The organism is Sinorhizobium sp. CB7 (assembly GCF_041357635.1).
GTDB lineage: Bacteria > Pseudomonadota > Alphaproteobacteria > Rhizobiales > Rhizobiaceae > Rhizobium.
This window is the reverse complement of the sequence record NZ_JAULLL010000025.1, coordinates 1-14,290: the sequence shown is the minus strand read 5'-3', so window position 1 is coordinate 14,290 and position 14,290 is coordinate 1. Positions and strand designations below refer to the sequence as shown.

Sequence of the window (14,290 nt, the reverse complement as noted above, 5' to 3'; positions counted from 1 at the left end):
ATTCCGAGCGGAAAACCGCGTCGCACTTTTCCTGGAATTGCTCCGATGGAGGACCCATGCTGACCGATCGCGAACGCATAGAAAAGCAGAAGCAAAGCTCATTGCTGGTGAGGCTTCACCGTGCACTCTCGCGGCTCAATTCGACGGTGACGATGATGAATACGGGCGCTCATCCTGACGATGAGCACAACAGCCTGCTTGCCTATCTTCGTCTCGCGCTCGGCTTTCGCGTTATCGTCGCCTGTTCGACGCGCGGGGAGGGCGGGCAGAATGCGCTTGGGCCGGAGCGGCTCGGTGCGCTCGGCATCCTGCGCAGCCGCGAGATGGAGGAGGCGGCCCGCGAACTCGATGCTGATATCCATTGGCTGGGCCATGGTCCGGACGATCCGATCCACGATTTCGGCTTTTCCAAGAACGGCGACCAGACCTTTGCGCGATGGGGGGAAGAGCGCATCGTGGAAAGGCTGGTCCGCGCCTATCGCGCGGAGCGGCCCGATATCGTCCTGCCAACTTTCCTCGATGTTCCGGGCCAGCACGGCCATCACCGCGCCATGACGCGGGCGGCCGAGACGGCCCTCGATCTCGCCGCCGATCCCGCCGCGCACCCCGAGCATCTGGATCAAGGCCTGAAGCCCTGGCGGGTCTCCAAATTCTATCTGCCGGCATGGTCCGGTGGCGGCGGCACCTATGACGACGAACTGCCGCCACCAGCCGCAACGCTTGCCCTGGGAGCCAGTGGTCTCGAACCTGTGACGGGCGCCAGCTACGATCACATCGGCGAATGGTCGCGCTATTATCATGCCTCGCAAGGCATGGGTCGCTGGCGGGATGTCCCGCGGACGGCCTGGCCGCTTCATCTGAAGCATGGTCCGCATGGCAACGGGCCGGAAGCCTCGATCGTCGACAACCTTCCCGCGACGCTCGCCGGGCTGGCGCAGGACAAGGCATTGCCGCGGGCCGCCGCGGAGGCGCTGACGCGCGCCGATGCCGCGATCTGCGAGGCAATCGCCAATTTTCCCGATCGGACGGCCATCACAGGCGCGCTTCTGCGCGCCGCAACGGACGTCGAGGCTGCTCTCGCCGGTGCACCTGCCGGTTTCCTGGAAGCCCATGGCCATCGCCTGGAGCGAAAGCTTGCGGAGATCGACGCCGCGCTGATCGAAGCGGAGCGGATCTCCCTGCGGGCTGCGTCTGAGCCCGCCACGCTTGCGCCGGGAATGACCGGCTTGCTGAGGGTCTACGGACTGGGACAGGGTGACGCGGAGCTTGAACATGCGAGTGTTCGATTGCCGGCAGGCGTTTCGGCGACGCGGCGGGGGGCATTGGAGCATGAGGTAGCGTTCACGCTTTCCGCCGCATCGGACGCTCCGTCCACCCGGCAATATGCGCCGGCATGGTCGAGCCTTGGCGGCAACGGCGACGCCTTCGTCGAGATCGGCGTCCGTATCGGGGGTCGTCTTGTCAGGGCGGCGGTCGATCTGGAGGAGCCTTTGACGATCGCTCCCACCCACGCGCTCACGCTCTCGCCCAATGCCGTCATCGTTTCATCGTCGGGCAATGTGCGCAGCTGGGAATTCAAGGCGCAAAGCTCCGCCGAAGAGATAGGTTTCGAGACGCCGGCCGGATGGGCCGTTCAGGGAAGTCAGGGCACCTATCGTCTGTCCGCTCCTGCAATCATTGCGCCCGGTCTGGTCACGATCACGCCGATCGTCGACGGACAACGCTGCATGCGAATCCTGCCGATCGCCTACACGCATATCGGGCGGACCGGCTTCCGCGAGCCGGAACTGCTCAGCGTTCTTGCCCTCGATCTGAAGCTGCCGGAGGGCGCGAAGATCGGCTATGTCAGCGGCGGCGCCGACCGCGTCGGCCTGTGGCTCGCGCGCATGGGGTTCGACGTCGAGGAGCTCGACGAGCGAGGACTCGCCGGAGAGCTGTCCCGTTTCAGCACCATCGTCGTCGGAATTTTCGCCTTCGGCATCCGCAAGGATCTTGCTGCCGCAACATTGCGCCTCCACCGCTTCGTCGAGGAAGGCGGCCATCTCCTGACGCTCTATCATCGGCCGGGCGACGGGTGGGACCAGCAGGGCACGCCGCCCCTTCCGCTCCAGATCGGTTCCCCTTCCGTCCGTTGGCGCGTGACCGATCCCAATGCCGCCGTGACCATGCGTGAGCCGGAACACCCGCTGCTTCAGGGGCCGAACCGGATCGGCCTCGAAGATTGGGCGGGGTGGGACAAAGAACGCGGCCTTTACTTCGCCTCGAGCTGGGATGACGCCTATCGGCCGCTACTCTCCATGCACGACCCCGACGAGCAATCGCTGCAGGGCGCACTTCTGTCGGCCCGGATCGGCAAGGGCCGGCATACGCATACGAGCCTCGTGCTCCATCACCAGCTGGACAAGCTGGTTCCTGGCGCCTTCAGGCTGATGGCCAACCTCGTCCAGCCTGCCTGAAAGGGATAGCGGCACGCTCGATCCATAAAAATACGCAATTGGATGGCAAATGCCACCAATAGCAGCTTTCGGTCCAAATTGGACAAACATCCGAATACCCGTCGCCAGCGGATTGCGCTGGCTCATCGATCTGCGGCATGTTGGAATAGGCAAATGTCGACATTCGGAAAGTGATCTGCGGCCGCGCCACCGACTGCATCGTTGAGCACTTTGCGAGGGCTTTATAGGTCGCCAGATATACCTTTGCGGAGGAGACCAATGAACTTGGCTTCTATCGGCCCCGAAGCGGTCTATTCAGACGTCACACAGAAATTGTTGCCTTCCGGATCGTTTAGGACGGTGTAGCTGTCCATTTCGCGCACGAAGGTCGCACCGAGGGATAAGAGCCGCGCCACCTCCTTCGCTCGATCGGTGGCCGCGACATCGACATGAAGGCGGTTGCGGGCGGGGCGCTCTCCCGGACGAAGTTGGAAGCAGAGGCGGGTGCCGGGCCCTTCGACCATCACAGTAGGATCGGTCTCGGGTGTGAGTCCCAGAGCGGCAAGGCGGGCCAGTTCAGCGTCGTCATAGGGCGCTATTTCGTAATCGTCGAGCACCTGGGCCCAGAACCGGGCGACGCGCGAGGGAACATCGCAGTCGATGACGATTTCTTTCAGCCGCCCCATACATCCGCTCTCCAAACTTTTTCAAACGATCATCGACAGGAAATGACGAAGGCTGCGTCACGCTTCACGAGTTGCGCGACCGCAGTTGGGAAATACGCTCAACCACTGCACCGCCAATTGCCGGCAGCAATGCGAAAAGGATGAGTTGTGGTGTCCCCCTCAGGGTCAACAGGCTGGACAGGAGGAAGGCCGCCAGCAACCCTGCCAACCCACCGACCAGATAGGGCAAGTAATCCTTCACTAGAGCCTCCGTGGTTATGCGGATTTCCAATCGAAGCGACGGTTGCTCAGCAAGATAGAGAGCTTTGCGGTATCGGCAATGACCGGTTGTGGCGCGCGAAGCGGAAATGATTTCCGGTCAGTAATGGCCCCAAGCGGACGAAGATTAAGCCTGATGCTGGCTGCACGTGAAAGGAGCTGGACTCGGCCGCGACGAGATCGCCGCGAATGAAAAACGCCTTTCGTACTTTCATCGAAACTCTACGAGCAGGATAAGGAGCGGTCCTCCCAAAAGCGAACCCAGTATGATGGCCGTTGGAGCATAGCTGGCCAGGAGACGAAGAATAGATTTGAGATGAATCATCGTGCTGCTCTACGCCCCTGTGACGAGGTTCGGGATAGGTTCTCACCCGATTGTCGCGTCTGCATCGTTCGAGAAAACCAGCGCGTCATACTGTCTATATAGGATAAGATGACAGGCATTACGACAAGGGTCAGGATCGTGGAACTGATGAGCCCGCCGCTGCCCGCAGCCGCAATGGCGAGGCCCGTCTTGGCCAATCTCTTCGTCCATTTTAAAGCCATAACAACCAATCCTTCTTTCCAGGCAAACAGAAGCTCACTTTTGCGAACCGTCGATGTCGACGTCCGGCGGGCTGATGTGTTGTTTGCTAGGCTTGGACAATTGCGGCAGCATTACCTGCGCTAGAGCCCGATGATTTCAGGTCGAATCGACCTGAAGTCATCCGGCTCAGCATCAAAAGCGAGAGCGGGATGTCGCCCGAAAACCGCGCACACTTTTCGGCATCCCTCTCTGCCTTTCAAGCTCCGCAATGCTGCTGCAACCCTGGTAGTGGAAACAAAGAGAGAGAAAGCGGAAAACGGGAAGGCGATGAGAATTCTACTGATAGAGGATGAGAAGGAACTGGCGGATGCGCTGTCGGTGGCGCTGAGCAAACATGGCATCGTCACCGACCACACGATGCATCTCGCCGATGCGGTCGAATTGACGCGCCAGAATGTTTACGATGCAATCCTGTTGGACCGTCGCTTGCCCGATGGCGAGGGATTGGCCTTCATCCCGCAGTTGAGGCGGACGGGCACGGAGACGCCGATCATCGTGCTGACGGCGCGCAATGAGCCGATGGAGCGTGTCGAAGGTCTTGACCGGGGTGCTGACGATTATCTCGGCAAGCCCTTTCTTGTCGAAGAGCTGATGGCTCGCTTGCGGGCTGTTCTCAGGCGACCGCCAAGCCTGGCGGAACTTCAGATCAAGGTGGGCCGAATGGTGATCGATCCCCTGCATTTGAGCGTGACCGTCGAATCTGTCCCGCTCGATCTGCCGAGACGCGAACTTCTCGTTCTGGCGGCACTCGCCAAGCGGAAGGACAAAACCGTCCTTCGATCGACGCTTGAAGAGGCGGTCTACAATTACGAAGAAGAAATCCAGTCGAACGCGCTCGATGCGCATATCTCCAGGCTACGCAAGCGACTGCTGGATGCCGGCGCCGGCGTCGCGGTCCACAACATCCGGGGCGTCGGATATCTCCTGAAGGAAGAATAATGCGCGCGGCGAACAGATCGAATCCGTCACTTTGGTGGAGGCTGAGCTGGCAGCTCAGTCTTGTCATCCTCGCGGTGATTGCCGCCGTGATCATCGGGCTTTGCATCTACGGCTCCATGCTCCTCTCCCCGAACGTCGCCATGGAGCACAAGATCAGGGCCGTGATGGCGGAGGCAGTGGAACGCGATCCGCAAGGAAGGTTTCAACTCCGCGATACGCCGAAGCTGACGTCGCTCAAGGAGCAGAACAGCGGGCTCTGGTATGTCGTGGCCACGACCGACGGCGCCTTGGTATCCTATGGCAGCCCACCCGCCCCCTATGGTGATCTCACGCACCTGGCGCACCTGTTCCGATCCGCGGACATCCGGGGATCGACCAGTACGAATGAAATTGCCTCGGTCGAAAACACGGAGACTGGGGTGGGTGAGATCCGAATTCTGTTCGGCGGCTTCGCTGACAAAGGCTGGCCCATTCTTACCATTCTGGTCAGCACTTACCCGATCTATATCTCCTTGATCGCCGTTGCCCTGCCTGCGATCTTCCTTGCCGTTCCACGCATCGTCAGGCGCGCGCTCGCAAGGGTGAGCGATGTCGCCGACAAGGCGTCGGAGATCGAACCGCGTCGACACGGCGCACGCCTTCCGGTGGACGGCATCCCCAAGGAGGTCGCTCCGCTGGTGATTGCGTTCAACGGGACACTCGAACGGCTCGAAAACGAATTCAGGAAACGCCAGCGCTTCCTGATCGATGCGGCTCATGAGCTCAGAACTCCGATCGCCATCATGCAGACGCGGATCGATGGGATGGCCGAGGGCCAGGAGCGCAGGCGATTGCTTGATGACGTGGCGCGTCTGGCCGAGACGGCCGAACAGCTCCTCGATTTTGAGCGCAACGACCAGGCGACCGGCCTCAATGAGACTGTCGATCTCGTCGAAATCGCACGAACGACCGTTGCCGACCTCGCGCCGCTGGCGATCGCGGCCGGGTACCAGATTTCCTTTCAAAGCGAGGTGGCAAGCCTCGAACGCAAAGGCAGCCCCTCCGCTCTACCGAGAGCGATCAGCAATCTGATTCGCAATGCGATCGACCACGGCGGCAATGCCGGAATGATCACGATCTCGGTCTCGGCCGACGGTGAGATCAGCGTGGCCGATGAAGGGCCCGGCATACCGGCTGAACATCGGGAGCTGGTTTTTGAGCCATTCTATCGCGTTACCCCCAAGAGCAGAGGCGCAGGTCTTGGTTTGAGCCTGGTGAAGCAGATCGTCGCAAATCACGGCGGTCAAGTCAGCATCAGAAGCGACTTGACCGGGACGCAAGTGGCGATCCAGCTCTGACAAGGAAAATTCCTCGCCAATTCGAATCGAAGCCGGCGCCTCTCTCGCCGCGCCATCTCGTGACACGTCCTTAGGTTCGGTAGCGGGTGCTGCATATCGGCATCATCCATATCGAAACGGCCCGTAATGTTGCCGCAATCCTTCCCTTGCACTGTCGCCCGAGCCGGATGATTTCAGGTCGATTCGACCTGAAATCATCCGGCTCTCTCAATCAAAAAGTTAGAGCGGGATGTCGCCCGAAAACCGCACACACTTTTCGGCATCCCGCTCTAGGACATCCGTAACGGAGGCCAAAGCGTGCGCAGCAATCCATCGAATGATTCATTTCTCCAATTTTTCAAAAGCCTGCCAAACTTTCCGCTGAGATCTTTATGTATAGCATTGCCCCTGGCCTTGGCGGCGACCGGATGTACCTCGGTGTCCCTGAAGGAAGGCGGGACACTCACTTCCTACAACAATCTTGGCGCATCCAAGGGAAAGTTGTCCAAGTCGCGCATTTACGTCGATGGGCAGGGTCTCGCCGCGGTGAAAACGGTCAGCATCGTGCCGACAACCTTCGCGTTCAGCGCCGCATCGCGCGTCAAATCGGAAGCCGACCGCTCGCTGGTGTCGAATGCGCTGGATCGGGCGCTCTGTGTCGCGCTCAGCGACAAGTACCAGATGGTCGCGGCCGGCGAGCCGGCGGACCTGACGATCCGGTCCGTCGTGACCGACATCGTTCCGACGAACAAGACGGCGGCCGGGGTAGCAACCGCCGTAAGCGTCGGTACTGGCTTTGTCTTGCCCGTCAGTGTGCCGCGCCTGCCCGTCGGCCTCGGCGGACTTGCCGTCGAGGCGGAGGCAGTTGACAGCGGCGGCACGCAGCGCGCGGCAATGCTATGGGCTCGCGGGGCGAACTCGATCCAGAACAAACCCCGCGTTTCAGAGGTCGGGGACGCCTATAGCCTGGCTTCGAAGTTTGGAAGCGACTTTTCCCGAATGCTCATTGTCGGCAAAGAGCCGGAAGGATTGGACATCTCGGTCCCGTCGAGGCAGCGGATGCAATCGTGGCTCGGCGGAAAACCGAAATACGCCGCCTGCGACGCCTTTGGTCGAGCGCCCGGAATAATGGGGGCCGTGGCATCCAATTACGGTGCGCCGCCTGAATGGACCGAGAAGAAGGCCAAGCCGGCTGTGACACACTGACCGATCATACGCGCGAAGGCGTAGCGTCGAGCCGCTACGCTTTCGAATTGACAGCACTATCGCCCTGTTATATTCCTTTTGAGAAAGTAATTTGCCTGGGAGGCAAGTACGATCGGCCCCTTGCGGGCATGGGAGGACATATGACATCGGCTGAGGAAGGCCTCGATGCGCTGTTGACCGAGCGCATCGACAGGATGCACGCACGCGACCGGCTCGGTCTCATAACTTTCGTTGTCGTCCTCTGGTGCACTCTGCTGTTCGCATTGTTCACTATATGGCCGTTCATCTCGGTTCCGGCCCTTCGCGCCATATTGGCCATCACCTGCGGCCTGGTTCTGATTTTCAATACCGCAGCCATTGTCGCCATGCTGCGCCACTACGCCGACGACAAGCACTTCATTTATGGCCTCGACCTGAAGCATCTCGACGAGATGCGTCGACGCCGGCGCTGAAGAGGGAGACAATTATGGCCTATCAACCGCCCAAACAGAGTCTTGTGGCGCAGGTTTTCGACGTCATCACGCTTCTCGTCCTGACGGTCGGCGCACTTTATGTCCCCCTCTACCTCGGGCTCGCCGGCGCCGCCAAAACGCCTGCCCCAATCGCCAACCCGACCTGGGAAGCGCTTGGCCAGAACGTCACGGAGCAGCAGCAGTGGGCCGCACTCGGCATTGCGGACCCGGCTTCGGCCAATGACATCATCACGGCGCGGTTCGACTATTCCTTCAGCTGGACCGCGCTCATCACCATGGCGGCGCTCGTCATCGGCTATTTCATTCTCGTCGTCCGGCTTTCCGATAAGGAATATCGGGAGGTCATCGAAGAGCGGTTCGGTTCCAAGAAATAGGGGCGCGGCATGGATATCTGGACGATCCTGGAATACGCGGCATGGGCGCTTTCCGTGCTTTTCGGCGGGCTCATGCTCTACGACATGGTGGGCATCGACATGACCTACGACAATGATCTGCTGACCTCGTCACGCGAAGGCGAAATCGAGGCGGCAGCCGAACGTCATACGATCTGAGGGGGCTTTCATGGCAGATGCGAATCCTACCACGGGCCAGTCCCAGCGGCTTCAATTGCTGCGCGTTCTCGGCCCGGCCCATATCTGGGCGCTCGGCGTCGGCATTGTTCTGGTCGGTGAATACATGGGCTGGAACTTCTCCATCGGCAAGGGCGGCATGATCGCCGGTCTTGTCGCCTGCTGGCTTGCCGGACTTCTCTATACCTGCGTTGCCATGATCGACTCGGAAGTGACCTCGACGGTTGCCGCTGCCGGCGGGCAATATGCCCAGGCCAAGCACATTGTCGGGCCGCTGATGGCCTTCAATGTCGGCCTGTTCCTCGTCATGGCCTATACGATGCTCGAAGCCGGCAATGCGATAACCATAGGCTTCCTGCTCGACACGGTCGCCGGAATTCAGGGTCACTCGGGCCTCCACCAACAACCCTTCATCATCCTTTCCATCATGTTTCTGGCGTGGCTGAATTATCGCGGCGTGCTGGCAACGCTCAATTTCAATCTCGTCATCACCGCCATCGCCTTCCTCGCCATCGTGATCCTGTTCGTTGTGGTGCAGATGGGCGCCTCGAGCGTTCCGCTCGACTTTTCGGCGGTCACGACAGATGCGCTTCCCTACGGCTGGATAGGCATTGTCGCCTCCGTTCATTTCGGGCTCTGGTACTATCTCGGTATCGAGGGTACCTGCCAGGCGGCGGAAGAAGTCCGCTCTCCCGCCCGTTCGCTGCCCTATGGCACCATGGCCGGCATCATGACGCTGCTGATAGCGGCGACCATGACCTGGTATGTCTGCTCCGGCCTGATCCCCTGGGAATATCTCGGCCAGGCCGGTACACCGCTCTTCGACGCCGCGCGCGTCACCGGTAGCCGCGGCTTGATGGTGCTGCTCTTCATCGGCACGATCTTCTCGACGCTTGCCTCTGCGAACGGTTGCATCAACGATGCGTCGCGGGCCTGGTTCTCCATGGGCCGTGACCGTTATCTGCCGGTATGGTTCGGCGCGGTCCATCCGGTCTACCGCACGCCGTATCGCTCGATCGTCTTCCTGGTGCCAATCGCGCTGATCTTTGCGCTGGGCGCGCCCCTCGACCAGGTCGTCACTTTCTCCATCCTGTCGGGCCTGCTCGGCTACACCTTCATGACCTTCAACATGGTGATGTTCCGCAACAAATGGCCGCTTGGCTCGATCAAGCGCGGCTATGTGCATCCGCTGCATCCGCTGCCGACCATCGTGCTATTACTGCTCTGCGCCACGGCCTATTTCGCGGTGTTCCTCGGCTACGGCACGCAGCTCATCGCAATGATTTGCTTCTATATCGTTGCATCGCTCTGGTTTCATTTCCGGCGCTACCGCTATGTACGCCGCGGCGACCAGTTCACAATGCCGTGGCCGAAGCCGCAGGGATATTGATGCGATTTCCGGCGGAGCGGCTGTCGACGAGATGTAAAGCGGAGGTTCGATCGGGATGACCACCGGAATCGCCTTGCTGATCCTATCGATGGCGATGTGCGTGTGGCTCTGCCTTGGCGGTGTTCGCGAGCACCGGCATGCCATGGCCTTGCGCCGGCGGCTTCTCGACGAAGCCGAGGGCCTGCTTGCCGGCGCCAGAATCACGACCGGGCCCGACGGATTTCCGACCGCCTCGGGATGCATTCCCGACGGCAGGCTTGTGAAGATCGAACTGGTCCCGGACAGCATGATCCCCCGGCGGTTGCCGCAACTCTGGCTCAGACTGACCCTATATGAGCCCGCGCCGCGTCATCGGCCGGTAATCGGTGCATTGGCCCGCCCCACTGGAGCGGAATACTATTCACTTGTGCATGACATGCCTGAATGGATGACACCACCTGACGCCATGGCATCGGTCCTGGTGCGCGGCGACGGCTCCGCCGCGCCGTGGCAGACAGAGCGGGTGCTACTCCATTTCAGTACCTTGTTCGCCGATTCTCTTGTCAAGGAGGCGGTGATCAGCCCAAACGGTGTTCGCATCATTCGCCAGGCCGCGCAGGGCGAACGGCCAGCGCATCTCTTCCTGCGCCAATCCCGTTTTCCCATCGCATCGGTTCCTGCCGAGGATATGGGAACGGCGATCGCAATTGCCCGCGCGCTGGCGGCAGTCCTGCCGGAAACCGAGCCGGCGCGGACGACAGAGGCAGCTTAACTTAGGAACGGGAAATCGATGCCCAAACCGATGAAACCCTACCTCGTGCTGGCGGTTGCGGTGCTTCTACCAGGCGCCGGGCATGTCGTTGTCGGTGAGCCGCGGCGCGGACTTGCCTTCGCGTTCTTCGTCCTCCTGTTTGCCATGCTCACCTATGCGACGACCACGAACGAGCAATCATTCATCGGGCGTCACGCTGGTGGTCTTTTCATCTGGGCTCTTTCTATCCCCGACGCGTATCGCCGCGGGTACGTCCGGGCGTTGAATGCCCATCTCAAGCGCTGAACGACGGCAGTGGGCCAGTGGACTTCATCATCGACGTATTGGTCTCACTGAGAGCCTGTCGGGAATGGCGTCGCTGCCGCGTAGCAGTGAGCATGGTGGCTGCTCGAGGCTGACAGGACGGACGGAGCAGTGCAAGCATCGCGACCTTGCTCCGTCCGCGACGAGCCATGCTGCTTAACATGCCGCTCTCAGACAGGTTGGAGGCAATTGAGCCGCTGCTCACGTGCCAGCAGTTCGCGCTTGCGCTTGAAACCCCAGCGATAGCCGGAGATCGAGCCGTCCTTCTTGATGACCCGATGACAGGGCACGAGGATTGCAACGGGGTTGCAGGCGATCGCCTCTGTTACCTGGCGCGCGTCACGCGTGCCCAGCCTGGCCGCGAGGGCGCCGTAACTGGTCGTTTCGCCAATAGGTATGGTTCGCAGCATCGACCAGACCTCGACTTCATAAGGTGTGCCGCGCAGATCGAGCGGAAGAGCAGGATCGAAATGCGGCTCCTCGATCGTCCGGGCCAATTTTTCGACGATACTGTTCAATGCTTCCTGGGCGTCGATGACGTCGGCCTCTGGGAAGCGGACGCGCAATGCGTCCTCCATGGCAGTGCGGTTCGAGCTGAATTCGAGGGCGACGATCCCCCTTTCGGACATGGCGACGATGAAGTCGCCGAGGGAACTGATCCCCCATGCAAAGCGGATGATTTCGCGCATTTTCGGCTCCTTGAACTGGTTCATGCCGAGACAATAGAAGCCCGTGATGGTGAGGCCGATCCGATCCTTGCTTTCAAATCGAAAACAGCAGCGCCGCTGGCACACTGATGACCTTAGGTCGCGCAACATGGCTGAGGTTTCACACCCGGCAATTTCCATCGGATTGTGATTTTGATTATGCCAGACGGATGATCACCGTCTCCGTCAGCACGAACGTCTCTCCGGTATTGAAGCGGAGCTGGATATCCCCATTGTCGAGCATCATCCATTCCGCAAAGCCGTCCGCAACGATTTGATCGAAGCAGGCCATCACCAGCGCTTTGGCGGGATCGGCGTGCAAGGGCCTGGCAACGGCGCCGGATGTGGCGTCAGCGCCGCGAAGTCTTCGCCGCCTCCTCTTCGCATCGAATCCGCCGCGCGAAAACATTGTATGAAACGTTCCTTGTCCTGGTTGGCCGACACGCGGCTCACAGCCGCAGGACGGCGGCAATGTTCATGTGCTTTGCGAAGCCTCCCGGTCGATGAGAACGCGCTTGCGCTCGACGCCCCAGGCGTAGCCCGAAAGGGCACCATCATTGCGGACGACGCGATGGCAGGGGATGGCGACGGCAAACTTGTTTGCCGCACAGGCGCCGGCAACCGCACGCATGGCCTTCGGCGATCCGATGCGCCGGGCGATTTCGGCATAGGAAACCGTCTCGCCGACCGGGATCTCCTGGAGCGCCTGCCAGACACGCTGCTGAAAGGCCGTGCCGCGGACATCGAGTGGAAGGTCGAGGCCGATCCCCGGTGTCTCGACGAAACCGACGACCCGAGCCACCAAGGCCTCGTAGTCTCGGTCGGCGCCGACCAGGCGCGCTTTCGGAAAACGGTCCTGAAGATTGCGGACAAGTTCGTCCGGGTCGTCTCCGAGCAGGATCGACGCCACGCCCTTCCTGCTCGACGCGACGAGGATGGCGCCGAGCGACGTCTGCCCGACGGCGAACTTGATCTCCTCATTGGCACCGCCGGCGCGATACTGCGATGGCGTCATGCCCAGCATGCCCGTCGATTTTTCATAGAAGCGTCCGCTGGAATTGAAGCCGGCGTCATAGATCGCTTCGGTGACGGTGTTGCCGGAGGCCAGTCCCCGTCGGACCTTCTTCGCCCTGTCGGCGGCCGCATAGTCCTTCGGCGTCAGCCCGGTGGCGGCCTTGAACACACGATGGAAATAGCTGGGGCTGCGGCCGACCGCATCGGCCAGTTCCTCGAGCAAGGGTTCCTCCTCGCTCTCCTCGATGATCCGACATGCCTTCGCGACCAGAGCCGCATTCTCGCATTCGATCGAGGGCCCATCCGGATTGCAGCGCCTGCAAGGGCGGAAACCGGTCGCTCTGGCGCTTTCAAGCGTGTCATGGAGCTGAACGTTCCTGGGATTGGCGATACGGGAAGGGCAGGATGGCCGGCAATAGACGCCCGTCGTCGAAACCGAATACCAAAAGTGCTCGTCGGCCGTCTTGTCACGCGCGATGATGCGTCCCCAGCGAGGATCGTCGGCTACCGACGAGATGGCAGCTTTCCGTGTTATGGCGAGCGCAGTGGTCATGTCTTACGCTTCTCATATGGTGTTGAGGCGATCGTGCCGGAAATTTCTGTCCGGCACACTCCGATCTTTGCCTCTAAATCCGATTGCCGGCCACCCGATTTCTGCCGGAGCGACGTGAAGAATGGCCGAAGGGCGAACCGCCACCTGCCGGGGTCGACAGGTGGCGGCCACGTCGATCAGGCGGCCTTGATCAGCCCAAGCTGGGTCAGCGCGGTCACGCCGTCGTCGAGACCGATCTCCTCGACGATCTTGCCGTCGATAACCTTCAGCACGGTAGTGCCGGTGAAATGCATCCTGCGGCCGGTCGCAGCCGACAGACCGCCGATCAGGAAGTCATCGAAGGCCGGACCCGTATGGGTGCCGCCGCCCTCCCACTGACCGACGACGTAGTCGCCCTCGGCGATCAGATCGGCTGTGCCCCAGAAGTTGAGATCGGGGAATGCGGCACGGAAATCGGTCATGAATGCCTTGATATCCTCATGACCGCGGCGAGGTTCATGCAGCGAATATTTGAGCAGCATGTCCGGCGCTGCGATCTCGTCCACGACGGCAAGGTTGACGTCCTTGCCCCAGAATTCGGTGAACCAGCGAATGACGATGGCCTTGTTATCTTCTTCCTTGCTCATGGAATTGGTCCTCTTGATCTTGTTCGGGAGGATCATCGAAACTGCTCGATGACCTGAGCAAAGGATTAGGCGCGAGGCAGTCTTCTCGAACTCCGGTTCTTACCCTGGAATCAAAAACCGAGTGTTGCGACGCGCCTCCCGAAGCAGTGGAGATACCAATGCTGATGCCGTGTTGGCGGAGGTTACATTGTTGTTCAGCGCAGCTGGTGCGACTGCTGCTGGGCCCATTTCGGACCTGGGCAAAACATGCACTCGAACCGAATGTTGCCCGAAAACCGCACACCGTTGGCGTCCGCTTGCTGTGGACTCTCAGGAGGTTGTCCGTGCTGATCAGTGAGGTCGGGATTTCCGTGAGGGGTGGCCTACAGGGCAATCCCACCATTTCCAGGATCGTTGGTTGTTTGGCGCCGCCGTCGCCCCGTCTCCCTCATCAAGTCAGTTTATGCTGGGTGAGAGCCGCCCGTGCTCCGATTACCGC

General features: G+C 60.7%; 16 protein-coding genes. 10 read left to right on the top strand and 6 right to left on the bottom strand.

Annotated features, from left to right (window positions below; genetic code table 11):
• The first annotated feature begins 56 nt into the window (after positions 1-56).
• Positions 57-2,456: a PIG-L family deacetylase gene (locus AAE029_RS32020; RefSeq protein WP_371076964.1), complete on the top strand. Its 2,400-nt coding sequence runs from the start codon at positions 57-59 to the stop codon at positions 2,454-2,456.
• Positions 2,457-2,746: 290 nt separating this feature from the next.
• Here the strand turns inward: AAE029_RS32020 and AAE029_RS32015 are convergent, their stop codons facing one another.
• Entirely contained in the window at positions 2,747-3,121 is a 375-nt protein-coding gene (locus tag AAE029_RS32015; protein ID WP_371076963.1) for a VOC family protein, read from the bottom strand.
• A gap of 64 nt (positions 3,122-3,185) precedes the next feature.
• A complete protein-coding gene (locus tag AAE029_RS32010) occupies positions 3,186-3,362 on the bottom strand; it encodes a hypothetical protein (protein ID WP_371076962.1) in 177 nt (58 codons plus the stop codon).
• An 870-nt stretch (positions 3,363-4,232) separates the two neighbouring features.
• Here AAE029_RS32010 and AAE029_RS32005 point away from each other — a divergent pair.
• The 9 genes from AAE029_RS32005 (at position 4,233) to AAE029_RS31965 (ending at position 10,894) form a co-directional block, all read left to right on the top strand.
• Positions 4,233-4,904 (top strand): response regulator transcription factor, encoded by a 672-nt coding sequence (locus tag AAE029_RS32005; RefSeq protein ID WP_371076961.1) that lies wholly within the window; start codon positions 4,233-4,235, stop codon positions 4,902-4,904.
• Positions 4,904-6,241 carry a sensor histidine kinase gene (locus AAE029_RS32000; RefSeq protein WP_371076960.1) on the top strand — a complete coding sequence of 446 codons (1,338 nt, stop codon included), beginning with the start codon at positions 4,904-4,906 and terminating at the stop codon, positions 6,239-6,241. The genes AAE029_RS32005 and AAE029_RS32000 overlap by 1 nt, the downstream gene beginning before the upstream one ends.
• 345 nt (positions 6,242-6,586) lie before the next feature.
• Positions 6,587-7,426, top strand: coding sequence for a DUF3313 domain-containing protein (locus tag AAE029_RS31995; protein WP_371077034.1), 840 nt, complete (start codon positions 6,587-6,589; stop codon positions 7,424-7,426).
• A gap of 140 nt (positions 7,427-7,566) precedes the next feature.
• The gene (locus AAE029_RS31990) at positions 7,567-7,878 is read left to right on the top strand and encodes a hypothetical protein (RefSeq protein ID WP_371076959.1); all 312 of its coding nucleotides are present in this window, start codon (positions 7,567-7,569) and stop codon (positions 7,876-7,878) included.
• Positions 7,879-7,892: 14 nt separating this feature from the next.
• The gene (locus tag AAE029_RS31985; RefSeq protein WP_371076958.1) at positions 7,893-8,273 is read left to right on the top strand and encodes a hypothetical protein; all 381 of its coding nucleotides are present in this window, start codon (positions 7,893-7,895) and stop codon (positions 8,271-8,273) included.
• Between the two features lie 9 nt (positions 8,274-8,282).
• Positions 8,283-8,450 carry a hypothetical protein gene (locus AAE029_RS31980; RefSeq protein WP_371077041.1) on the top strand — a complete coding sequence of 56 codons (168 nt, stop codon included), beginning with the start codon at positions 8,283-8,285 and terminating at the stop codon, positions 8,448-8,450.
• A 10-nt stretch (positions 8,451-8,460) separates the two neighbouring features.
• On the top strand, positions 8,461-9,858 hold the full coding sequence (locus AAE029_RS31975) for an APC family permease (protein WP_371076957.1): 1,398 nt from the start codon (positions 8,461-8,463) through the stop codon (positions 9,856-9,858).
• 55 nt (positions 9,859-9,913) lie between these two features.
• Positions 9,914-10,609: a hypothetical protein gene (locus AAE029_RS31970; protein WP_371076956.1), complete on the top strand. Its 696-nt coding sequence runs from the start codon at positions 9,914-9,916 to the stop codon at positions 10,607-10,609.
• Positions 10,610-10,627: 18 nt separating this feature from the next.
• Positions 10,628-10,894, top strand: a complete 267-nt coding sequence (locus tag AAE029_RS31965; protein ID WP_371076955.1) for a hypothetical protein — start codon at positions 10,628-10,630, stop codon at positions 10,892-10,894.
• A gap of 188 nt (positions 10,895-11,082) precedes the next feature.
• On the opposite strand, the gene AAE029_RS31960 is transcribed toward AAE029_RS31965, so the two are convergent.
• From AAE029_RS31960 to AAE029_RS31945, 4 genes are all read right to left on the bottom strand, one after another.
• Positions 11,083-11,601, bottom strand: coding sequence for a methylated-DNA--[protein]-cysteine S-methyltransferase (locus tag AAE029_RS31960; protein WP_371076954.1), 519 nt, complete (start codon positions 11,599-11,601; stop codon positions 11,083-11,085).
• 175 nt (positions 11,602-11,776) lie between these two features.
• Positions 11,777-12,028, bottom strand: coding sequence for a hypothetical protein (locus AAE029_RS31955; protein WP_371076953.1), 252 nt, complete (start codon positions 12,026-12,028; stop codon positions 11,777-11,779).
• A gap of 66 nt (positions 12,029-12,094) precedes the next feature.
• Positions 12,095-13,186 (bottom strand): bifunctional DNA-binding transcriptional regulator/O6-methylguanine-DNA methyltransferase Ada, encoded by a 1,092-nt coding sequence (gene ada, locus AAE029_RS31950; RefSeq protein ID WP_371076952.1) that lies wholly within the window; start codon positions 13,184-13,186, stop codon positions 12,095-12,097.
• A 176-nt stretch (positions 13,187-13,362) separates the two neighbouring features.
• Positions 13,363-13,812, bottom strand: coding sequence for an ester cyclase (locus tag AAE029_RS31945; protein ID WP_371076951.1), 450 nt, complete (start codon positions 13,810-13,812; stop codon positions 13,363-13,365).
• Positions 13,813-14,290 lie beyond the last annotated feature (478 nt).

What these genes read in the sequence shown, in the direction of transcription:
- ada (WP_371076952.1), bottom strand. Translation starts at nt 13,186, where the DNA reads ATGACCACTGCGCTCGCCATAACACGGAAAGCTGCCATCTCGTCGGTA.
- AAE029_RS31960 (WP_371076954.1), bottom strand. Translation starts at nt 11,601, where the DNA reads ATGCGCGAAATCATCCGCTTTGCATGGGGGATCAGTTCCCTCGGCGAC.
- AAE029_RS31975 (WP_371076957.1), top strand. Translation starts at nt 8,461, where the DNA reads ATGGCAGATGCGAATCCTACCACGGGCCAGTCCCAGCGGCTTCAATTG.
- AAE029_RS31985 (WP_371076958.1), top strand. Translation starts at nt 7,893, where the DNA reads ATGGCCTATCAACCGCCCAAACAGAGTCTTGTGGCGCAGGTTTTCGAC.
- AAE029_RS32015 (WP_371076963.1), bottom strand. Translation starts at nt 3,121, where the DNA reads ATGGGGCGGCTGAAAGAAATCGTCATCGACTGCGATGTTCCCTCGCGC.
- AAE029_RS31990 (WP_371076959.1), top strand. Translation starts at nt 7,567, where the DNA reads ATGACATCGGCTGAGGAAGGCCTCGATGCGCTGTTGACCGAGCGCATC.
- AAE029_RS32020 (WP_371076964.1), top strand. Translation starts at nt 57, where the DNA reads ATGCTGACCGATCGCGAACGCATAGAAAAGCAGAAGCAAAGCTCATTG.
- AAE029_RS31945 (WP_371076951.1), bottom strand. Translation starts at nt 13,812, where the DNA reads ATGAGCAAGGAAGAAGATAACAAGGCCATCGTCATTCGCTGGTTCACC.
- AAE029_RS31965 (WP_371076955.1), top strand. Translation starts at nt 10,628, where the DNA reads ATGCCCAAACCGATGAAACCCTACCTCGTGCTGGCGGTTGCGGTGCTT.
- AAE029_RS31970 (WP_371076956.1), top strand. Translation starts at nt 9,914, where the DNA reads ATGACCACCGGAATCGCCTTGCTGATCCTATCGATGGCGATGTGCGTG.
- AAE029_RS31955 (WP_371076953.1), bottom strand. Translation starts at nt 12,028, where the DNA reads ATGTTTTCGCGCGGCGGATTCGATGCGAAGAGGAGGCGGCGAAGACTT.
- AAE029_RS31980 (WP_371077041.1), top strand. Translation starts at nt 8,283, where the DNA reads ATGGATATCTGGACGATCCTGGAATACGCGGCATGGGCGCTTTCCGTG.
- AAE029_RS32005 (WP_371076961.1), top strand. Translation starts at nt 4,233, where the DNA reads ATGAGAATTCTACTGATAGAGGATGAGAAGGAACTGGCGGATGCGCTG.
- AAE029_RS32000 (WP_371076960.1), top strand. Translation starts at nt 4,904, where the DNA reads ATGCGCGCGGCGAACAGATCGAATCCGTCACTTTGGTGGAGGCTGAGC.